Here is a 20,113-nt window from a genome sequence, read left to right as displayed (position 1 = left end):
GCATCGGCGCGGCCGGGAAACGCCGGGGCCCGGCACCCCGCTCGGGGGCGCCGGGCCTCGTACGGCCGTTTTGAGGTCAGAGCACCTCGGCGGCGATGTTCGCCGCCACCAGCTCCAGCAGGGGACCCGCGTTCGGGATGGACTTGGCCGGGTCGGGCTCCAGGTCCGTCAGCGGGTACGCCTTGCGGATGCCCGCCGCCTCCAGGGCCTCTTGGCCCAGCAGCAGACGGCCGCAGACCGCCACGACCGGCTTGCCCGCCGCGCGCGCCGCCGCCGCGACACCGGCCGGAGCCTTGCCGTGCAGGGTCTGCTCGTCCAGCGAGCCCTCACCGGTGATCACCAGCGTGGCCCGCTCCAGCGCGGGCGCGAAGCCCAGCACCTCCAGCATCAGCTCGATACCGGGCCGGAACGAGGCACCGAGCAGCAGCGCCCCGTACCCGATGCCGCCCGCGCCGCCCGCACCCGGGGCGGCGGCCAGCCGGCCGGCCTTCTCGCCGATCGACTTCTCCAGCACCACCGCGAAGTGCGCCAGCGCCGCGTCCAGCGCCGCCACGTCCTCGGGCGTGGCCCCCTTCTGCGGGCCGTAGACCGCGGGCGCGCCCTTCGGGCCCGTCAGCGGGTTGTCCACGTCGCTCGCCAGGACGAAGTCGACGTCCGCGAAGCGCGGGTCGATCCCGGACAGGTCCGCGGACGCCAGCCCGGCGAGCGCGCCGCCGCCCGGACCGACCGGTTCACCGTTCGCGTCCAGGAACACGGCGCCCAGCGCGGCCAGCATCCCCGCGCCGCCGTCGGTGGTGGCGCTGCCGCCCACGCCGAAGACGATCGAGCGCGCGCCGGCGTCCAGCGCGGCCTTCAGCAGCTCGCCCGAGCCGTACGTGGTCGCCGTCAGCGGGGCGAAGACACCCGCCGGCAGCAGCTGAAGCCCCGAGGCCTCGGCCATCTCGACCACGGCGGTGCCCGCGCGCAGCGCGAAAGCGGCCGTGACCTGCTCGCCGAGCGGTCCGGTGACCCGTACCTCCCGGCGCTCGAACCCGGCCGCCACGGCGGCCGCGACCGTGCCGTCGCCGCCGTCCGCGACGGGGAGGGTCTCGATCTCCACGCCCGGTACGGCCCTGCGAAGGCCGGCCGTCACCCGCTCCGCGACCTGAACGGCCGTGAGCGAGCCCTTGAATTTGTCCGCGGCGATGAGCACGCGCGCGGTCTCAGTTACTGCTCCGTCCGTCACCTTGCTAATCCCTTGCTATCGAACAGTGCAGTCGCGCCTCCATGAGCCTATCCGGAGGATCCTCCTATGCCCATGGGTGGCCTGGGTCACAGGCGGCGCGCCATCCGCCTAAATAGGGATATACGCCTGCATAGTGTGGCCGCATGAGCGCGGAATCACTGGATGACGCCCGTCCGCAGGGCCCGGAGCCCGAACCGGACCGTGCCGTGGTCACCATCGGGGTGATCGCCGTGCTGGCCGTCGTCGCCTGGGCGGCCCTCGGCAAACAGTCCTTCGACACGGCGTCGAGCACCGCGCTGGCCTGGGTCCTGGCCAATTTCGCCTGGCTGTTCGTGATCGCCGCAGACGTCTTCCTCGTCATGTGCGTCGTCCTCGCGATCAGCCGCTTCGGCCGGATCCGGCTCGGCGCCGACGAGTCCGAGCCCGAGTTCACCAACCTCGCGTGGATCGCGATGATGTTCAGCGCGGGCATGGGCATCGGCCTGATGTTCTACGGGGTCGGCGAGCCGCTCACCCACTTCCTGAACCCGCCGCCCGCCTCCGGGGCCGCTCCCGGCACCGGGGCGGCCGCCCAGGCCGCCCTCGACTACTCCTTCTTCCACTGGACGCTGACCCCGTGGGCGATCTACGGCATCTCCGGTCTGGCGCTCGCCTACGCCACCTTCCGCAAGCGCCGCGGCAACCGCCTCAGCGCCGCCTTCGTCCCGCTGATCGGGGAGGCGCGCGCCAACGGCCGGCCCGGCAAGGCCATCGACCTGCTCGCCGTCTTCGCCACCGTCTTCGGCACGGCGACCAGCCTCGGCCTCGGCGCGCTCCAGGTCGCCGAAGGGCTCCACATCACGACCGGGGTCGAGGACTCCACCGGCGTCGAGCTGATCATCATCGCCTCGCTCTCCGCCGCGTTCGTGCTCTCCGCCTTCTCCGGCCTGCACAAGGGCGTGAAATGGCTGAGCACGATCAACCTCGTGCTCGCCGCCGCCCTGATGCTCTTCGTCTTCATCCTCGGTCCGACCGTCTACGTCCTCGACGTGATTCCCGCCAGCGTCGGCAGCTACCTGCACGAACTGCTCCCGATGGCCACCCGCACCGGTGCCTTCACCGACAGCGCCTGGCTCGGCACGTGGACGATCTTCTACTGGGCGTGGTGGCTGTCCTGGGCGCCGTTCGTCGGTACGTTCATCGCCCGCATCTCGCACGGCCGCACCATCCGCGAGTTCCTGATCGGCGTCCTGCTCGTGCCCAGCGGCGCCACGGTGGTCTGGTTTTGCGTGATGGGCGGCACTGCGATCCGCCTCGACTCCACCGGCGCGGCCGACCTCGCCGTCAAGGTCAAGGACGGTGCCGAGGCCTCCCTGTTCGCCATGCTGGACGCGCTCCCGCTGGGCACCGTCACCTCGTACGCGGCCATGGTCCTGGTCATGACGTACTTCGTCACCAGCGCCGACTCCGCCTCCCTCGTGATGGGCTCGCTCACCAGCCGCGGCTCGCTCAACCCGCCCACCTGGCTCGTCGTCACCTGGGGCGTGCTCATGGCGGCGGTGGCGGCCGTCCTGCTGGTCGCGGGCGGCCTCAAGTCCCTCCAGACCGCCACCATCCTGGTCGCGCTGCCCTTCGTGCTCGTCATGCTGCTGCTCTGCTGGGCCCTGGTGAAGGAACTCCGCGAGGACCCCGGCGCCGGCCCCGCCCGCCACCACGCCCTGCACGGCATGCGGGACGCGGTCAAGGCGATGGTCGGCGACGCCGTCACCGAGGCGGGCCCGGCCCGCCACCCGCGCCTGCGCCGCCTGGCCGACTCCGCCCGCCGCGACCGTGCGGACCCGCCCCCGCCGAACACCCCGGAGGCGTGATCCCGCCCGGTGGGGCGGCTGGGTAGGGTTGGCGGCGTGACCACCACCGATGACTACGCCACGTACATCGCGAGCCTGCCCCGGGTGCTGGCCGGCGCGGCCGCCCTCTACCGGGACGCCGACGGACGGGTGCTGCTCGTCGAGCCCAACTACCGCGAGGGCTGGGCCCTTCCGGGCGGCACCATCGAATCGGACCTCGGCGAGTCCCCGCGGACGGCCGCCCGGCGCGAGAGCGCCGAGGAGATCGGCCTGGACCTGCCGCTCGGCCGGCTGCTCGCCGTCGACTGGACGCTCGGCGAGGGCCGGCCGCCGCTGGTCGCCTACCTCTACGACGGCGGCGTGCTCGACGCGGCGCAACTCGCCTCGATCAGGCTCCAGGAGGAGGAACTGCTCTCCTGGCGGCTGGTCGAGCCCGCCGAACTCACCGCGTACCTCCCCGGATCGCTCGGCCGCCGCACCCGGGAGGCCTACCGGGTCCTGGAATCCGGCGAGGGCACCGCTGAGCTGGAGAACGGCAGCCGCCCGGTCTCCTCGTGACACCGGGCCTACTCGAAGCAGGACAGAATCCTCTGATGATCACGATGTACGCCTGGCCCAGCACCGCCGACGGACCCGACGCACTGCCCATGGTCCACTTCACCACCGAGCAGCAGGAGGGCGGCGAGGTCACCCCCGGGGGGACGCCGGTGTGGCTGTTCGACACCGCGATACGCGAGGGCGGCTGGGCCTCGTTCACGGACTTCGAGGGCTGGTCGGTCCCCGCCGCCGGCTGGCAGGCGTTCTACCGCCGCGAGGACGACCTCCTCGCGGTCACCGGCCCCGGCGCCTGCGAGGGCTGGTACCAGGGCAACCTCGGCGCAGACGCCGACTGGGTGGCGGCGGCCGACGCCCAGCACAGCGTGGTCCTGCTCGCCGCCCCCGTCCAGCACCCCTCCCTGTACGCCTACGCGGTGGAGGCCGGGGCCGCCTTCGCCCTGCTCGTCCCCCTGGTGCTGGTCTGATCCACGGCTAGAGCGCGGCCTCGCCGGCCTCGGCCTCGCCGGCCTCGAAGGCCAGCAGCCGCACCTTGCGCTCGACGCCCCCGCCGTAGCCGGTCATGCTGCCCGAGGCACCGATCACCCGGTGGCACGGGACGATGATGCCGACCGGGTTCTTCCCGTTGGCCAGACCCACCGCGCGCGAGGCGTTCGGCTTGCCGAGCTTCGCCGCGAGCTCCCCGTACGACCAGGTCCGGCCGTACGGGATCCGTACGAGCTGGTCCCACACGCTGCGCTGGAACGCGGTGCCCTCCAGCCTGAGGGGCACGTCGAACGCGGTGAGCTCCCCGGCGAAGTACGCGGCCAGCTGCCGCACCACCTCGGGGAACGGCTCCTCGGTCGCGGCGACCCGCTCCCCGAAGGACTCCTCGGCCGGGCGGTGCCGCTGCGCGGTCATGTACAGGCCGCTGAGGACGCCGTCGGTGGCGACGAGGGTGAGCGGACCGTAGGGGCTGTCGACGATGCTGTGCTGCTTGGCGCTCATGGTGCTCATGGTGCTCATGACGGAATGCACTCCTCAGACGGGCAGGTGGTTGATGGGGTGGGCGTCGGTGGCCCACAGGTACTGCACGGCGTACGCGCGCCAGGGCCGCCAGCCGGCCGCCCGGGCGGTGAGCGCCACGGGGGTGGACGGCAGGCCGAGCTCCCTGGCGGCCCGCCGGACCCCGAGGTCGGTCGGCAGGAAGGCGTCGGGATCCCCCAGCGCCCGCATCGCGATCACCTCGGTGGTCCACGGGCCGAACCCGGGCAGCTCGTTCAGCCGCGCGCGGGCGGCCTCCCAGTCGCTGTCGATGCCGAGCGGGAGCGAGCCGTCGGCCAGCACGCCGACGAGGGTGGTCAAAGTGGTGCGCCGGCTCGCCGGGAGGGCCAGGGACTGCGGATCCAGGGCGGCCAGCGCCTGCGGCGAGGGGAACAGGTGGGTCAGCCCGCCCTCGGGATCGGGGTCGGCCACCGGCTCCCCGTACGCGGTGACCAGCCGGGCCGCGTGCGTACGGGCCGCCGCGGTGGACACCTGCTGGCCGAGCACGGCCCGTACGGCGAACTCCGCCGCGTCGACGGTGCGCGGCACCCGGCGCCCGGGGGCCTTGTCCACGAGGGGGGCCAGCAGGGGATCGGTCCGCAGCTGCTCGTCGACCGCCTCGGGATCGGCGTCGAGGTCGAGCATCCACCGGCAGCGGCTGATGGCGATGGTCAGGTCGCGCAAGTCGGTGAGGGCCAGCTGGCAGCCGATGTGGTCGGGCTGCGGGCTGAGCGCGACGACCCCGGTGCCGTACGGCAGCCGCAGCGTCCGGCGGTACGCGCCGGCCCGCCACTCCTCGACGCCGGGGACGGCGGTCGCGGCGAGGTGGCCGAAGAGGTTGTCGGGGTTGAGCGGGGCCCGGTAGGGCAGGCGCAGGCTTATCGTCCCGGGCACCCTCGGAACGTGCCGGTTGGCCTTCTCGGCGCGCAGGCGCAGCTCGCCCGGGGCGAGGGCGAAGACCTCGCGGACGGTCTCGTTGAAGGTCCTGATCGAGGAGAACCCGGCGGCGAAGGCGACGTCGCCCATGGGCAGAGCGGAGGTCTCGATCAGCAGCCGGGCGGTCTGGGCGCGCTGCGCCCGGGCGAGGGCGAGGGGCCCGGCGCCGAGCTCGGCGTTCAGCTGGCGCTCCACCTGGCGGGTGGAGTACCCCAGCCGCGCCGCGAGCCCCGGCACGCCCTCGCGGTCCACGACGCCGTCCTGGATGAGCCGCATGGCCCGGGCGACGGCGTCGGCGCGGGCGTTCCACTCGGGGGAGCCGGGGGAGGTGTCGGGCCGGCAGCGCTTGCAGGCCCGGAACCCGGCCTGCTGGCAGGCGGCGGCACTGGGCAGGAAGCTCATGTTCTCGACCTTGGGCGGCACCGCGGGGCAGCTGGGCCGGCAGTAGATCCCGGTCGTCCGCACGGCGGTGAAGAACCATCCGTCGAAGCGGGCGTCCTTCGACTGGACGGCCCTCACACAGCGGTCGGTGTCGGTGTACATGGCTCCAGCATCCCGGTCGGCCCCTGGCGCGGCTGGCGGTTTTCCGACATCAAGCCTAGCCCTCCGGGGGCGGCGGGCGGGCGGCCGTCGGGGTGGCCGGTGCCGGGGGCCCCGCCCCGCGCGCAGCCCCCGTGCACGCGAAAGGGCCCCCGGTGCCTCATGGCACCGGGGGCCCTTCGGAAACAGTGTTACGGGAGCTGCGACGCCGCTCGCGCCTCGCGGCGGTTGTGGCGGAAGGTGTTCGCGCGACGGGTCGTCGCGAACAGCGGGATGGTGGCCGCGAGGGCGATCTGCAGGGCGCAGCCCGCCTGGAGCAGCAGCTGGCCGCCCGGGGCGTCGAACGCCCAAGCCGCCAGCAGGCCCATGGCCCCGATGATCCAGCTGAGCATCGCCACCGCGAGGACACCCCGCGGCTTGGGGTACTCGACCCGGCTCACCATCAGCCAGGCCACCCCGATGATCGCCAGCAGCGTCGGGATGAACGGCAGCTCCAGCAGCACGATCGAGACGACCGTGAGCGCGCCGAAGGGGCTCGGCATGCCCTGGAACATGCCGTCCTTCATGGTCACGCAGCTGAATCTCGCGAGTCTGAGCACCACGGCCAGCAGCACCACGATCGCGGCCAGAGCCGACATCTTCTGCACCGCGTCGTCGGCGACCATGCCGTACACGAGCACGAAGTACGCGGGAGCCAGGCCGAAGCTGATCAGGTCGGACAGGTTGTCCAGCTCCGCGCCCATCGGCGAGCTGCGCAGCTTGCGGGCCACGATGCCGTCGAAGAGGTCGAAGACCGCCGCGAGCAGCATCAGTATCACCGCGGTCGCGGCGCTGTTGCGGGCCATGCCCGACTCGCCGCTGCCGGTGAGGTGCGGGATGAGGATCCCGGTGGTGGTGAAGTACACCGCCATGAATCCGCACGTCGCGTTGCCGAGGGTGAGGGTGTCCGCTATCGACAGCCGCAGCGAGAGCGGCATGTCGTCCTCGGCGGACTCCTCCTCCGCGGCCTCGGGCACCCAGCCGCCCGACGGTGTGGTGGGAGTCTCAGGGTCAGTCACGGTCAATTCGGGTCACCCCCGCGGTGGTGGCCTGTCCGACCTCGACCGCGACCTCGACACCCTCGGGGAGGTAGATGTCGACGCGGGAGCCGAATCGGATCAGACCGATGCGTTCGCCCTGCTCCACCTTGGTGCCGGCCGGCAGGTACGGGACGATGCGGCGTGCGACGGCGCCGGCGATCTGCACCATCTCGATGTCGCCGAGCTCGGTGTCGAAGTGCCAGACAACGCGCTCGTTGTTCTCGCTCTCCTTGTTGAACGCCGGGACGAACCCGCCCGGGACGTGCTCCACGGACGTCACCGTGCCCGCGAGGGGCGCGCGGTTGACGTGGACGTTCAGCGGGCTCATGAAGATCGCGACCCGGGTCCGCCCGTCCTTCCACGGCATGATGCTCTGCACCACGCCGTCGGCGGGCGAGATGACCCGGCCCTGCGTGATCTCACGCTCGGGGTCGCGGAAGAACCACAGCATGCCCGCCGCGAGAGCGGTGGTGGGCACGGCCACCGCGGCCCAGCGGCCGGACTTGCGGGCCCGGGCGAGGCTGAGCGCAGCGGTGGCGACGGTCGGCAGAAGCCACGGCGATGCTCCGCGTGCGAGACGTCCGTTCAGGATGCCGACGCGAGGTGCAGAGGTTTGGCTGTGGGGCATGGATGACCTTCGTAGCGGGTGATTGCCGCGCCGCAAACAGGGGGACGGGACGGCGGCTTTACTGGAATGCTATCGGTTGCACGCAACAACTGGGCAAGCCAGAAGCCGAGTCGATGGCCGCCAGCCAGTGACTGCCAGTGATTCTTTTGCGACGAACCCATGGAGGATCCGCCGCAAAAGGGACTTTCAGCCCTGCAGTCGGTACTCCTCAAGCAGGCGCCGACCGATGATCATTTTCTGGATCTCGGCCGTACCTTCACCGATCAGCAGCATCGGCGCCTCCCGGTAGAGGCGCTCGATCTCGTACTCCTTCGAGAACCCGTAGCCGCCATGGATACGGAAGGCGTCCTCGACTACCTCCTTGCAGTATTCGGAGGCGAGGTACTTCGCCATCCCTGCCTCCAGGTCGTTTCGTTCCCCGGAGTCCTTTTTGCGTGCTGCATTGACCATCATCGCATGGGCGGCCTCGACCTTGGTAGCCATCTCGGCCAGCTTGAACTGGATGGCCTGGTGCTCCGCGATCGCCTTGCCGAAAGTGTGACGTTGCTGGGCATACGAGACACCCAGCTCGAACGCACGCTGAGCGACTCCGCAGCCACGCGCCGCCACGTTGACGCGGCCGACCTCGACCCCGTCCATCATTTGGTAAAACCCTCGGCCCGTCTGGCCTCCGAGGACCCGATTGGCCGGAATGCGCAGTCCGTCCATGATCAGCTCGGTCGTGTCGACGCCCTTGTAGCCCATCTTGTCGATCTTGCCCGGGATCGTCAGGCCCGGACGGACCTCACCGAAGCCCGGCTCCTTCTCGACGAGGAAGGTCGTCATCGACTTGTGGGGCGCCGTGCCCTCGGGGTGTCCTTCGTCACTGCGGACCAGAACGGCCACCAGGGTCGAGGAGCCGCCGTTCGTCAGCCACATCTTCTGGCCGTTCAGGACGTACTCCTCGCCGTCCTTCACCGCCTTCGACGTGATGGCCGACACGTCGGAGCCCAGCCCCGGCTCGGACATCGAGAACGCGCCGCGCACCTCGCCCAGCGCCATGCGGGGCAGGAAGTGGTCCTTCTGCTCCTGGGTGCCGTGCTGCTTGAGCATGTACGCCACGATGAAGTGGGTGTTGATGATGCCCGAGACGGACATCCAGCCCCGCGCTATCTCCTCCACGCACAGGGCGTAGGTGAGGAGGGACTCACCCAGGCCGCCGTACTCCTCCGGGATCATCAGGCCGAAGAGGCCGAGCTCCTTGAGGCCGTCGACGATCTGCTGCGGGTACTCGTCACGGTGTTCGAGCTCGGTCGCGACCGGGATGATCTCCTTGTCGACGAACTCCCGGACGGTCTTGAGGATCTCCCGCTGGACGTCGGTCAGCCCGGCGGTCTGGGCGAGTCGGGCCATGGCTACTTCCCCTGTTCCTTCAGCGTGGGGCGGCCGGGCTGCTCGCCGCCGCGCTCCTTGATGTACGTCTCGGTCGGGACCATCACCTTGCGCCGGAAGACGCAGACGAGGGTGCCGTCCTGCTTGTAACCCTTGGTCTCCACGTAGACGATCCCGCGGTCGTTCTTCGACTTCGACGGGGTCTTGTCGAGGACCGTGGTCTCGCCGTAGATGGTGTCGCCGTGGAAGGTCGGCGCCACGTGCCGCAGCGACTCGATCTCCAGGTTGGCGATGGCCTTCCCGGAGACGTCCGGCACGGACATGCCGAGCAGCAGCGAGTAGATGTAGTTGCCCACGACCACGTTCTTGCCGAAGTCGGTCGTGTTCTCGGCGTAATTGCTGTCCATGTGGAGCGGGTGGTGATTCATGGTCAGCAGACAGAAGAGGTGGTCGTCGTACTCCGTGACCGTCTTCCCGGGCCAGTGCTTGTAGACCGCGCCGACCTCGAACTCCTCGTACGTGCGTCCGAACTGCATCGTGCTCAGGCCTCCGGGATCTCGAACTTGGTGGTGCGCTGCATGCCCGCCGCGCGGCCCTTGCCCGCGATGACCAGGGCCATCTTGCGGCTGGCCTCGTCGATCATCTCGTCGCCGAGCATGGCCGAGCCCTTCTTGCCGCCGGCCTCGGAGGTGCACCAGTCGTACGCGTCGAGGATCAGCTCGGAGTGGTCGTAGTCCTCCTGGGAGGGGGAGAAGACCTCGTTGGCCGCGTCGACCTGGCCCGGGTGCAGCACCCACTTGCCGTCGAAGCCCAGCGCCGCCGCCCGGCCGGCCACCTCGCGGTAGGCGTCCACGTCGCGGATCTGCAGGAAGGGGCCGTCGATCGCCTGGAGGTCGTGCATGCGGGCCGCCATCAGGATCCGCATCAGGATGTAGTGGTACGCGTCCGCCGGGTAACCGGGCGGCTGCATGCCCACGACCAGCGACTTCATGTTGATCGAGGCCATGAAGTCGGCCGGGCCGAAGATGATGGTCTCCAGGCGCGGCGAGGCGGCGGCGATCGCGTCGACGTTGACCAGGCCCTTGGCGTTCTCGATCTGCGCCTCGATGCCGATCTTGCCGACCTCGAAGCCCATCGTCTTCTCGATCTGCGTCAGCAGCAGGTCCAGCGCCACGACCTGCTGGGCGTCCTGGACCTTCGGCAGCATGATGCAGTCGAGGTTCTGGCCCGCGCCCTCCACGACCGTGATGACGTCGCGGTACGTCCAGTGCGTGGTCCAGTCGTTGACGCGCACGACCCGGGTCTTGCCGGTCCAGTCGCCGTTGTTCAGCGCGTCCACGATCGTGTGGCGGGCGCCTTCCTTGGCGAGCGGGGCGCAGGCGTCCTCCAGGTCGAGGAAGACCTGGTCGGCCGGCAGTCCCTGGGCCTTCTCCAGGAAGCGCGGGTTCGAACCCGGCACCGCGAGGCAGGAGCGGCGCGGACGCAGCCGGTTCACGGGCGAAGAGGGCGTGGTCATGCGGGGACCTCCAGAGGGTCGAGCTTGTTCGCTTTCCGGATCTCGTCGACGATACGGCCGATGATCTCCGTGATACCGAAGTCCTTGGGTGTGAAGACGGCAGCCACTCCGGCCGCCTTGAGGGCGATGGCATCGGCGTTCGGAATGATGCCGCCGAGGACCACGGGGATGTCACCCGCCCCCGCCGTACGGAGGCGTTCCAGCACGTCCGGCACGAGCGCGCTGTGCGAGCCGGACAGGATGGACAGTCCCACGCAGTGCACGTCCTCGGCCAGCGCCGCCGAGGAGATCTCCTCGGGCGTCAGCCGGATGCCCTGGTAGACCACCTCGAACCCGGCGTCGCGGGCCCGTACGGCGATCTGCTCGGCGCCGTTGGAGTGCCCGTCCAGACCCGGCTTGCCGACCAGCAGGCGCAGCCGGCCCGCGCCCAGCTCCTCGGCGGTACGGGAGACCTTCTCGCGGACCAGGGCCATCGGCGTGCCCTCCTCGGCGGTGACCGCCACCGGGGCCGAGGAGACCCCCGTCGGGGCGCGGAACTCGCCGAAGACCTCGCGCAGGGCGTTCGCCCACTCGCCGGTCGTGACACCGGCGCGGGCGCACTCCAGGGTGGCCTCCATCAGGTTCTCGGTCCCGGCGGCGGCCTCCTTCAGCCGGTCCAGGGACTGCATCACCGTCGGGAAGACGAACGGGTCGCCGTTCCCCTGCCGGTCCGAGGCCTCCTGCCGCTCGGCCCGCCAGCGGGCGATCCGCTCCACGGTCAGCGCCTCGGTGGCCGGGTCCACCGTCATGATGGCGCCGTCCAGGTCGGCCGTCAGCGGGTTCTCCTCGGTCTGCTCGAAGCAGTTGACGCCGACGATCTTGTCCTCGCCGGCCTCGATCCGGGCGCGCCGCTCGGCGTGCGAGGAGACCAGCTCGCCCTTCAGGTACCCGGACTCGACGGCGGCCATCGCGCCGCCCATCTCCTGGATCCGGTCGATCTCGGCCAGGCAGTCGGCGACCAGGGAGTCGACTTTGGCCTCGATGACGTGGGATCCGGCGAAGATGTCCTCGTACTCCAGCAGATCGCTCTCGTGCGCCAGGACCTGCTGGATGCGCAGCGACCACTGCTGGTCCCAGGGCCGGGGCAGGCCCAGCGCCTCGTTCCAGGCGGGCAGCTGCACGGCGCGGGCCCGGGCGTCCTTGGAGAGCGTGACCGCGAGCATCTCCAGCACGATGCGCTGGACGTTGTTCTCCGGCTGCGCCTCGGTCAGGCCGAGGGAGTTGACCTGGACGCCGTACCGGAAGCGGCGCTGCTTGGGGTTCTCGATGCCGTAGCGCTCGCGGGTGACCTTGTCCCAGATGCGGCCGAAGGCGCGCATCTTGCACATCTCCTCGATGAAGCGGACGCCCGCGTTCACGAAGAACGAGATGCGGGCGACGACTTCGCCGAAGCGCTCCTCGGGCACCTGGCCCGAGTCGCGCACCGAGTCCAGCACGGCGATCGCCGTCGACATCGCGTACGAGATCTCCTGGACCGGGGTGGCCCCCGCCTCCTGGAGGTGGTACGAGCAGATGTTGATCGGGTTCCACTTCGGGATGTGGTTGACCGTGTACGCGATCATGTCCGTCGTCAGGCGGAGCGAGGGCCCGGGCGGGAAGACGTGCGTCCCGCGCGAGAGGTACTCCTTGACGATGTCGTTCTGGGTGGTGCCCTGGAGCTGGGCGATGTCCGCGCCCTGCTCCTCGGCGGCCACCTGGTAGAGCGCCAGCAGCCACATGGCGGTGGCGTTGATCGTCATCGAGGTGTTCATCTGCTCCAGGGGGATGTCCTGGAACAGCCGCCGCATGTCGCCCAGATGGGAGACCGGGACCCCGACCCGGCCCACCTCGCCGCGGGCGAGGATGTGGTCGGGGTCGTAGCCGGTCTGCGTCGGGAGGTCGAACGCGACCGACAGGCCGGTCTGGCCCTTGGCGAGGTTGCGGCGGTACAGCTCGTTGGACGCCTCGGCCGTGGAGTGGCCGGCGTACGTCCGCATGAGCCACGGACGGTCTTTCTGGCGCTCTGTCATCTCAGGCTGTCCCTTTGGCCCTTGAACGATCTCAGACGTTGCGGAAGCGGTTGATCGCGTCGAGGTGCGTCGCGCGCATCTCGTGGTCGCGCACGCCCAGGCCCTCCTCGGGGGCCAGCGCCAGGACGCCGACCTTGCCCTGGTGGAGGTTGCGGTGGACGTCGTACGCGGCCTGACCGGTCTCCTCCAGGGAGTAGACCTTGGACAGGGTGGGGTGGATCTTGCCCTTGGCGATCAGGCGGTTGGCCTCCCACGCCTCGCGGTAGTTGGCGAAGTGCGAGCCGATGATGCGCTTGAGCGACATCCACAGGTAGCGGTTGTCGTACTCGTGCATGTAGCCCGAGGTGGAGGCGCAGGTGGTGATGGTGCCGCCCTTGCGCGTGACGTAGACGCTCGCGCCGAAGGTCTCCCGGCCGGGGTGCTCGAAGACGATGTCGATGTCCTCGCCGCCGGTCAGCTCGCGGATGCGCTTGCCGAAGCGCTTCCACTCCTTCGGGTCCTGGGTGTGCTCGTCCTTCCAGAACTTGTAGCCCTCGGCGCTGCGGTCGATGATCGACGTCGCGCCCATCGAGCGGCAGATGTCCGCCTTCTGCTCGCTGGAGACCACGCAGATCGGGTTGGCGCCGCCGGCCAGCGCGAACTGGGTGGCGTACGAGCCGAGCCCGCCGCTGGCGCCCCAGATCAGGACGTTGTCGCCCTGCTTCATGCCGGCGCCGTTGCGGGAGACCAGCTGGCGGTAGGCGGTGGAGTTGACCAGGCCGGGGGAGGCGGCCTCCTCCCAGCTCAGGTGGTCGGGCTTGGGCATCAGCTGGTTGGACTTGACGAGCGCTATCTCGGCGAGGCCGCCGAAGTTGGTCTCGAAGCCCCAGATGCGCTGCTCGGGGTCGAGCATCGTGTCGTTGTGGCCGTCGGAGGACTCCAGCTCCACCGAGAGGCAGTGCGCGACGACCTCGTCGCCCGGCTTCCAGGAGTTGACGCCCGGGCCGGTGCGCAGCACGACGCCCGCGAGGTCGGAGCCGATGACGTGGTACGGGAGGTCGTGGCGCTTGCTGAGGTCGCTCAGCTTGCCGTAACGCTCCAGGAAGCTGAAGGTCGACACCGGCTCGAAGATCGACGTCCAGACCGAGTTGTAGTTGACCGAGGAGGCCATGACGGCCACCAGGGCCTCGCCCGGGCCGAGCTCCGGCACCGGGACCTGGTCGAGGTGCAGGGACTTGCGCGGGTCCTTCTCACGGGTGGTGAGCCCCGCGAACATCTCCGCCTCGTCCTTGTGCACGGTGATCGCACGGTAGGAGTCGGGGAGCGGCAGGGCCGCGAAGTCGGCGGCCGTAGCGGCCTGCGACTGGATCGCGTCGAGGATGTCCTTCACGGTGTTGCCTCCGGCGAGCGCTGTTGAGGGTGCGCTGAGGGATACGCGGGGTGCGCGGTACGGGTGTGGTGTGGGTGGTGCTGCGGTACTGCGGGTGCCGTCGGTCCGGCGGAGCTGTGGTGCTGGCGCGACGCCCGTGGTGGGGCGTGCGCGCGGGGCCTGGTGACGCAGGCATCCGGGGCGCGGCTCGTGCCGAGTGGGCGTGGACCGCGGGGACATCCGGACGAGATTCAACGTATGGCACCCCGTGTCACTCAGCAAGGCACCGCGTGCCAAAACTTTCTCTCATTTGCCTATTGACCTGCGCAGATGAGCGATGATCGATCAGTGTTACCCGCGAGTAGGGGCAAGTCGGACAAACAAAAGCGGCCGCCCCCGGAATGGGAGCGGCCACTGTGATGTGTGCGACTACTGCTTGTTTCTGAGTGCTTCCTCGATGGTCCGCATGACCTCGTCGAGCGGGGCGTCCGTACGGGCCACCGCCACCAGCACCTCGCCCTGCGTGCGGACCTCCGCCGGCGCGGCCGGGGCCGGGGGCGGAGCGGTGCCCAGGGTGCGGCCCGCGCCGATGCCGGTGCCGAAGGTCTTCCGCACGATCGAGAAGGCGTGGTCCAGCTGCGCCTCCACGTCCCCCTGGCCCCCGGCCCGCAGCCAGCGCCGCAGCACGTGGTTGTGGGCCGTCACGACCGCGGAGGCGGCCACCTCGGCCAGCAGCGGGTCGTCGTTGCCGTCGTGGTGGTCGGTCTCGTCGAAGTGGGCCAGCAGATAGCGGGTGAAGAGCCGCTCGTACCGGGCCACCGAGGCGATCTCCCGCTCCCGCAGCGCCGGCACCTCGCGGGTCAGCCGGTAGCGCTCCACCGACACCGCCGGCGAGGCGGCGTACATCTTCATGACTTCCTTGATCCCGCGGCACACCGTGTCGAGCGGGTGCTCGTGTGCCGGGGCCACGTCCAGAACCGCCTCGGCCCTGGTCAGGGTGTCGTCGTGATCCGGGAAGATCGCCTCTTCCTTGGACCGGAAGTGCCGGAAGAAGGTCCGGCGCGCCACCCCCGCCGTCGCGGCGATCTCGTCGACCGTCGTCGCCTCGTACCCCTTGGTCGCGAACAGCTCCATGGCGGCGGCGGCGAGCTCGCGGCGCATCTTGAGCCGCTGCGCGGCCGCCTTGGTGCCGGCCGTGCTCTCCGTACCGTCGGAGGCCGTGGCGGCGCGGGGCGAGGACTTGGCGGGCTGGGACATAGAGCGAAAGTACTTCATTTGCGCGGGGGCGCGCGCCTGAGGGGGGTGGGGCGGGGGTGGATGCGGGGGAGGGCCCGCACTGGGCTCGGAGGGTACGGCCTGCCGTGAGGGTGCGGCAGACCCGAGCAGCCCTCCCCACGCATCCGGCTCTGGGGGCACCTGGCCGGGGCGCTGATTACCGGCGGGCGTACTCACGGAATCCGCGGCCGGTCTTGCGGCCCAGGCAGCCCGCCGCCACCAGGTGCTCCAGCAGCGGGGAGGGGGCCAGACCGGGATCGCGGAACTCCTTGTGGAGCACCTTCTCGATCGCCAGCGAGACGTCCAGGCCGACGACGTCCAGGAGCTCGAAGGGCCCCATCGGGTACCCGCCGCCCAGCTTCATCGCGGCGTCGATGTCGTCGAGGCTCGCATAGTGCTGCTCGACCATCTTCACGGCGTTGTTCAAGTACGGGAACAGCAGCGCGTTCACGATGAAGCCGGCCCGGTCCCCGCAGTCCACCGGGTGCTTGCGCACCTTCAGGCAGATCTCGCGGACCGTGGCGTGCACGTCGTCGGAGGTCAGGACGGTCCGGACCACCTCGACCAGCTTCATCGCCGGCGCCGGGTTGAAGAAGTGCATGCCGATCACGTCCTCGGGCCGCGAGGTCACGCGGGCGACCGCGATCACCGGCAGCGAGGAGGTCGTGGTGGCCAGCACCGCGCCCGGCCGGCAGACCTTGTCGAGGGCGGCGAACAGCTCCTGCTTGACCGCCAGGTCCTCGGCGACGGCCTCCACGGCCAGGTCCACGTCGGCGAAGGCGTCCAGCGAGCCGGCCGGGGTGATCCGCTCCAGCGTCCGCGCCGCGTTCTCCTCGGTCAGCCTGCCCTTGGACACCGCACGGTCCAAGGACTTGCCGATCGCCGCCTTCGCGGCGGCCGCCTTCTGCGGGCTGCGGGCGGCGAGCACCACCGCGTAGCCGGCCTGGGCGAAGACCTGCGCGATGCCGCTCGCCATGGTGCCCGAGCCCGCCACGCCGACCTTGGAAACCGGCCGGCCCACGCCGAACCCGGCCCCGTCCAGCGGGGTCTGCGCGTCGCGGACGACCGTGGAGCTGCCCGGCTCGGCGTACGTGTAGAAACCGCGCCCGGACTTCTGGCCGGTCAGACCGGCCTCGGCGAGGTGGCCCAGGATCGGGGCCGGGGCGTGCAGCCGGTCGCCGGAGGAGGCGTACATGGCCTCCAGGACGGTGCGGGCCGTGTCCACGCCGATGAGGTCGAGCAGGGCGAGCGGGCCCATGGGCAGGCCGCAGCCGAGCCGCATCGCCGCGTCGATGTCCTCGCGGGAGGCGTACTTCGACTCGTACATCGCGGCGGCCTGGTTGAGGTACCCGAAGAGCAGGCCGTCCGCGACGAAGCCGGGGCGGTCGCCGACGGAGACGGGCTCCTTGCCGAGCTCGCGGGCCAGCACCGTGACCGCCTCGACGGCCGTCGGGGCGGTCAGGACGCTGGAGACCACCTCGACCAGCTTCATCGCCGGGGCCGGGTTGAAGAAGTGCAGGCCGAGAACGCGTTCGGGGCGCTGGGATTCGGCGGCGAGGCGGGTCACCGAGAGGGCGTTGGTGCCGGTGGCCAGGATCGTGTCCGGGCGGACGATCGCGTCGAGCTCGCGGAAGAGGCGCTGCTTGACCTCGTAGCTCTCCGGGACGACCTCGATGACGAGGTCGGCGTCGGCGGCGGCGGACAACTCGGTGAAGGTGCGGAAACGGGCGAGGACACCCTCGCGCTCCTGCTCGGTGAGGCGCTCGCGGGCCACCGAACGGGCCGTGGCGGCCGCGAGGGCGGCCGTGGCCCGGCGGGTGGCGGCCTCGCTGATGTCGATGCCGATGACCTCGCGGCCGGCCTGGGCGAGGACCTCGGCGATGCCGGTGCCCATGGTGCCGAGGCCGACGACGGCGATGGTCTGGAAGGCGGACTGGCCGGTGGACTGACTGGACGTGGACGGAAGGTCCATCGCGGGACTCCAGTGGAAGAGGGTGACGACTGAGGGCGCCGCACGGCGCACGACGCGCGGCGGGAGGTCCGGCCCGTCGGGAAGCGCGGGGCGGAGAACGGCGGACCCTGTCCCGGGGCCGCGCCGTACACGAAGGGCAGCAGAGGTAGCTGGTGCACGAGAGTCGTGGGAGCTACCGGACCGACTGATACGGGGCGGCTGCGTCACCAGGCCGGCCTCGTACGTTGATGGGAGCGTAACCCGTCGGTAACTGCGGCGCCAGAGCGCGGAGATGTGACCTGTACCGCCCAAATGTACCGATCATCGATCATCGATCAGCCATCTCCGGAAACCCGGCGTGGCGGCGGGCGCACCGCCCTAGGGTGGCCGGGTGAACGACGTGCTGGAGCGCCTGCGAACGGAAGCCGGGCAGTCCCCGCTGTACGGGGAGCTGCTCGCGGCCGACTCCGACGCGCTGGCCGCCTCCCTGACCTCCGCCGGCCTGCCCCTGTGGGCCCGCGAACTGGCCGCGTACCGCCTCGGCCTGTCCGGGGACCGGCGGGCCTTCGAACCGCTGGTGCTGCTCCTCAACCACCGCGACCCGCCGCGCTGCGCGGCCGCCGCCGAGGCCTTGGCCGCCCTGGGCGACCCGCGTACGGCCCGCGCGGCGGCGGCCCTCGCCACCAACACCCTGCGCACCGCCTACGCCCTCCAGCCCGTACGGCTCCTCACGACCCTGCGCGCCCCGGAATCGGCGCCGGTCCTGATGGCGACGCTGTCCCGGCTGCTGTCGCCGCACGAGCCGTACTGGCGGGTGGCCCTGGCCTGCGTCGAGGGCCTGGGCGCCCTCGGGGACCCGCGCGCCCGGGAGCTCCTCACCCGCGCCCAGTCCCACCCCCGCCTCGCGGTGTCGGCGACGGCGGCCCTGCGCGAGCTGCGCTGAACCGGCCGCGCCCGCGCCGGCCGGGTCGGGCGCGCGGCAGACGGCTCGGCGGTCCGCCGGGACGGTGGCGGCGGCTTCCGCCTCAGCGGGAGCTCCCGGCCACCCGGGCGGCCGAGGATGCCGGCAGCCGGTCGGCGGGGGTTAGCCGCGGAAGCCCAGGAGGCCGTGGAGGGCCGTGCCGCCCGCCGTGGGCGGGACCGCGCGGGTGGCCGCGGTCGGCTTCGGGGCGGCCTGGGCCGGGCAGGTCGCGTCCGAGGCCAGGCCGCTGCGCAGGTACGCCGCGACCTTCTCGTCCAGGCACTTGTTGCCGCTGAGGGCGACCCCGTGGTTGCCGCCGCCCTCCTCGACCACCAGCGCCGCCCCCTTCAGCTTCCCCTTCATGCTCAGCGCACCCTCGAAGGGGGTCGCCGCGTCCTCGGTCGCCTGGAGCAGCAGGGCCGGCGGGAGGGCGGCGTTGGTCACGTCCGGCGCCGCCAGCGGCTCCGTCCGCCAGAACGCGCACGGAGCGTTGTACCAGGCGTTGTTCCAGGTCATGAACGGGGCCTTCGCGTGGGTGCGCCACATGTCCGCGCGCCACTGGTTCCAGTCCTTCGGCCAGGCCGAGTCCCTGCACTGCACCGCCGTGTACACGCTGTAGCTGTTGCCCGCGGAGGGCTCCACCGCCCCGAACCGTTCGTACGCCGCCACCAGCGGCTTCGGGTCCTTGGCCACCTCGTACGACGAGAACGCCTCGGCGAGGATCGGCCAGTAGCCGTTGTAGTAGCCGCCCGGCATGTACGTGTCCTCCAGCTCCGCCGGGCCCACCTTGCCGCCCGCCGGGGCCCCGCGCAGGGCGTCCCGCATCGCGTACCAGCGCTCCTCGACCCCCGCGGGGTCGGTGCCCAGCCCGTACTTCTCGTCGTACTGGGCCACCCAGGCCAGGAAGGCCTTGTGGCGGGCGTCGAACGCCTGGTCCTGCGCGAGGTTGTCCTCGTACCAGACCCCGCCCGGGTCGACCACGGAGTCCAGGACGAGGCGGTGCACCCGGTCCGGGTGGAGTTTGGCGTACACCGCGCCCAGGTAGGTCCCGTACGAGTACCCGAAGTAGCTGACCTTCGCCGCGCCGAGGGCCCCGCGCAGCACCTCGATGTCGCGGGCGGCCGAGACGGTGCCGATGTAGGGGAGCACGTCCGCGTGCCTGGTCTGGCAGGACTCGGCGAAGGACTTCACCCGGTCCAGGTTGGCCTGCTCGGTCCGCGCGTCGAGCGGTACGGAGTCCGGGCGCACGGGGGAGAAGTGGCCGGGCCCGCAGTCCAGGGCGGGCTCGCTCTTGCCGACGCCGCGGGGGTCGAAGCCGATCACGTCGTACTGGGCGGCCACGTCCTTCGGCAGCGCGGAGGCGACGAACCCGGCCAGGGCGCGGCCGCTGCCGCCCGGCCCGCCGGGGTTGACGAGCAGCGGGCCCTGCGAGGTGGCGGCCGTGTGCGGCACCCGGGTCAGGGCCAGGGAGATCTGCCGGCCGGCCGGGTGGTCGTGGTCGAGCGGGACCTTGAGGGAGGCGCACTGCAGCGTCGGGTAGCGCGGGGTCGCGCAGCCGGTCCAGCGCACGGCGCCGGCGGGCGCGGCGGCCGTGGGCGCGGCGCCCGCCGGGCTCGTGACGACGGCGGCCGCGGTCGCGGTGGCGACCGACAGCAGGACGGCGGCGCGCTTCGTCAGCGGGCCGCGCTTCTTCGCGGGGTTCGCAGGGTGTGCGGGGTTCGCGGGGTGGAGCATGGGGCCTCCCAGCCGAGGGTTCTGGGCGGAATCGTCCCGGAAACCACGCCTGGAAGGCGGGATTGGGCCACGGATTGGCCCGATGTGATGAGCCTTC

17 protein-coding genes are annotated in these 20,113 nt (G+C 71.3%); 4 read left to right on the top strand and 13 right to left on the bottom strand.

Translation table 11 applies throughout. The features are described 5' to 3' along the window. Positions 1-76: 76 nt before the first annotated feature. On the bottom strand, positions 77-1,225 hold the full coding sequence (locus AB0M92_RS26865) for a glycerate kinase (RefSeq protein ID WP_366104861.1): 1,149 nt from the start codon (positions 1,223-1,225) through the stop codon (positions 77-79). 143 nt (positions 1,226-1,368) lie between these two features. Here AB0M92_RS26865 and AB0M92_RS26860 point away from each other — a divergent pair, with 143 nt between their 5' ends. The 3 genes from AB0M92_RS26860 to AB0M92_RS26850 are packed head-to-tail and all read left to right on the top strand — an operon-like array spanning position 1,369 to position 4,073. Further along, the gene (locus tag AB0M92_RS26860) at positions 1,369-3,072 is read left to right on the top strand and encodes a BCCT family transporter (protein ID WP_366104860.1); all 1,704 of its coding nucleotides are present in this window, start codon (positions 1,369-1,371) and stop codon (positions 3,070-3,072) included. 36 nt (positions 3,073-3,108) lie between these two features. Further along, positions 3,109-3,609, top strand: coding sequence for an NUDIX hydrolase (locus tag AB0M92_RS26855; protein WP_366104859.1), 501 nt, complete (start codon positions 3,109-3,111; stop codon positions 3,607-3,609). Positions 3,610-3,644: 35 nt separating this feature from the next. Further along, entirely contained in the window at positions 3,645-4,073 is a 429-nt protein-coding gene (locus AB0M92_RS26850) for a hypothetical protein (protein WP_366104858.1), read from the top strand. A gap of 7 nt (positions 4,074-4,080) precedes the next feature. Here the strand turns inward: AB0M92_RS26850 and AB0M92_RS26845 are convergent, their stop codons facing one another. From AB0M92_RS26845 to AB0M92_RS26795, 11 genes are all read right to left on the bottom strand, one after another. Beyond that, positions 4,081-4,611 (bottom strand): methylated-DNA--[protein]-cysteine S-methyltransferase, encoded by a 531-nt coding sequence (locus AB0M92_RS26845; RefSeq protein ID WP_366104857.1) that lies wholly within the window; start codon positions 4,609-4,611, stop codon positions 4,081-4,083. Between the two features lie 15 nt (positions 4,612-4,626). Beyond that, entirely contained in the window at positions 4,627-6,108 is a 1,482-nt protein-coding gene (locus AB0M92_RS26840; protein ID WP_366104856.1) for an AlkA N-terminal domain-containing protein, read from the bottom strand. Positions 6,109-6,296: 188 nt separating this feature from the next. Beyond that, on the bottom strand, positions 6,297-7,121 hold the full coding sequence (gene pssA, locus AB0M92_RS26835) for a CDP-diacylglycerol--serine O-phosphatidyltransferase (protein ID WP_099888801.1): 825 nt from the start codon (positions 7,119-7,121) through the stop codon (positions 6,297-6,299). Between the two features lie 34 nt (positions 7,122-7,155). Beyond that, positions 7,156-7,812: a phosphatidylserine decarboxylase gene (locus AB0M92_RS26830; protein ID WP_366104855.1), complete on the bottom strand. Its 657-nt coding sequence runs from the start codon at positions 7,810-7,812 to the stop codon at positions 7,156-7,158. 186 nt (positions 7,813-7,998) lie between these two features. Further along, the gene (locus AB0M92_RS26825; protein WP_048476593.1) at positions 7,999-9,204 is read right to left on the bottom strand and encodes an acyl-CoA dehydrogenase family protein; all 1,206 of its coding nucleotides are present in this window, start codon (positions 9,202-9,204) and stop codon (positions 7,999-8,001) included. A gap of 2 nt (positions 9,205-9,206) precedes the next feature. Continuing rightward, positions 9,207-9,719, bottom strand: a complete 513-nt coding sequence (locus AB0M92_RS26820; RefSeq protein ID WP_030010163.1) for a MaoC family dehydratase — start codon at positions 9,717-9,719, stop codon at positions 9,207-9,209. 5 nt (positions 9,720-9,724) lie between these two features. Further along, positions 9,725-10,699, bottom strand: a complete 975-nt coding sequence (locus AB0M92_RS26815; protein ID WP_366104854.1) for a CoA ester lyase — start codon at positions 10,697-10,699, stop codon at positions 9,725-9,727. Then, positions 10,696-12,747 carry a protein meaA gene (locus AB0M92_RS26810; RefSeq protein WP_366104853.1) on the bottom strand — a complete coding sequence of 684 codons (2,052 nt, stop codon included), beginning with the start codon at positions 12,745-12,747 and terminating at the stop codon, positions 10,696-10,698. Before AB0M92_RS26810 ends, AB0M92_RS26815 begins: the two co-directional genes overlap by 4 nt. A 31-nt stretch (positions 12,748-12,778) precedes the next feature. Continuing rightward, positions 12,779-14,116: a crotonyl-CoA carboxylase/reductase gene (ccrA, locus tag AB0M92_RS26805; protein ID WP_366104852.1), complete on the bottom strand. Its 1,338-nt coding sequence runs from the start codon at positions 14,114-14,116 to the stop codon at positions 12,779-12,781. Positions 14,117-14,524: 408 nt separating this feature from the next. Next, positions 14,525-15,352, bottom strand: coding sequence for a TetR family transcriptional regulator (locus AB0M92_RS26800; RefSeq protein ID WP_366104851.1), 828 nt, complete (start codon positions 15,350-15,352; stop codon positions 14,525-14,527). 175 nt (positions 15,353-15,527) lie between these two features. Then, positions 15,528-17,342 carry a 3-hydroxybutyryl-CoA dehydrogenase gene (locus AB0M92_RS26795; RefSeq protein WP_366104850.1) on the bottom strand — a complete coding sequence of 605 codons (1,815 nt, stop codon included), beginning with the start codon at positions 17,340-17,342 and terminating at the stop codon, positions 15,528-15,530. Positions 17,343-17,712: 370 nt separating this feature from the next. On the opposite strand from AB0M92_RS26795, the gene AB0M92_RS26790 reads away from it, so the two are divergent. Further along, entirely contained in the window at positions 17,713-18,264 is a 552-nt protein-coding gene (locus AB0M92_RS26790; protein ID WP_366104849.1) for an adenylosuccinate lyase, read from the top strand. A 141-nt stretch (positions 18,265-18,405) separates the two neighbouring features. Here AB0M92_RS26790 and AB0M92_RS26785 read toward each other — a convergent pair whose 3' ends face one another. Next, the gene (locus tag AB0M92_RS26785) at positions 18,406-20,016 is read right to left on the bottom strand and encodes an alpha/beta hydrolase (RefSeq protein WP_366104848.1); all 1,611 of its coding nucleotides are present in this window, start codon (positions 20,014-20,016) and stop codon (positions 18,406-18,408) included. Positions 20,017-20,113 lie beyond the last annotated feature (97 nt).

The sequence above is a fragment of the Streptomyces sp. NPDC051582 genome, assembly GCF_040681715.1.
GTDB lineage: Bacteria > Actinomycetota > Actinomycetes > Streptomycetales > Streptomycetaceae > Streptomyces.
Note: the sequence above shows the minus strand (reverse complement) of the source record. Positions and strands in the feature narration are given on the sequence as shown.

What these genes read in the sequence shown, in the direction of transcription:
- AB0M92_RS26860 (WP_366104860.1), top strand. Translation starts at nt 1,369, where the DNA reads ATGAGCGCGGAATCACTGGATGACGCCCGTCCGCAGGGCCCGGAGCCC.
- AB0M92_RS26850 (WP_366104858.1), top strand. Translation starts at nt 3,645, where the DNA reads ATGATCACGATGTACGCCTGGCCCAGCACCGCCGACGGACCCGACGCA.
- AB0M92_RS26845 (WP_366104857.1), bottom strand. Translation starts at nt 4,611, where the DNA reads ATGAGCACCATGAGCACCATGAGCGCCAAGCAGCACAGCATCGTCGAC.
- AB0M92_RS26840 (WP_366104856.1), bottom strand. Translation starts at nt 6,108, where the DNA reads ATGTACACCGACACCGACCGCTGTGTGAGGGCCGTCCAGTCGAAGGAC.
- AB0M92_RS26830 (WP_366104855.1), bottom strand. Translation starts at nt 7,812, where the DNA reads ATGCCCCACAGCCAAACCTCTGCACCTCGCGTCGGCATCCTGAACGGA.
- AB0M92_RS26825 (WP_048476593.1), bottom strand. Translation starts at nt 9,204, where the DNA reads ATGGCCCGACTCGCCCAGACCGCCGGGCTGACCGACGTCCAGCGGGAG.
- AB0M92_RS26820 (WP_030010163.1), bottom strand. Translation starts at nt 9,719, where the DNA reads ATGCAGTTCGGACGCACGTACGAGGAGTTCGAGGTCGGCGCGGTCTAC.
- AB0M92_RS26815 (WP_366104854.1), bottom strand. Translation starts at nt 10,699, where the DNA reads ATGACCACGCCCTCTTCGCCCGTGAACCGGCTGCGTCCGCGCCGCTCC.
- AB0M92_RS26810 (WP_366104853.1), bottom strand. Translation starts at nt 12,747, where the DNA reads ATGACAGAGCGCCAGAAAGACCGTCCGTGGCTCATGCGGACGTACGCC.
- AB0M92_RS26800 (WP_366104851.1), bottom strand. Translation starts at nt 15,352, where the DNA reads ATGTCCCAGCCCGCCAAGTCCTCGCCCCGCGCCGCCACGGCCTCCGAC.
- AB0M92_RS26795 (WP_366104850.1), bottom strand. Translation starts at nt 17,342, where the DNA reads ATGGACCTTCCGTCCACGTCCAGTCAGTCCACCGGCCAGTCCGCCTTC.
- AB0M92_RS26785 (WP_366104848.1), bottom strand. Translation starts at nt 20,016, where the DNA reads ATGCTCCACCCCGCGAACCCCGCACACCCTGCGAACCCCGCGAAGAAG.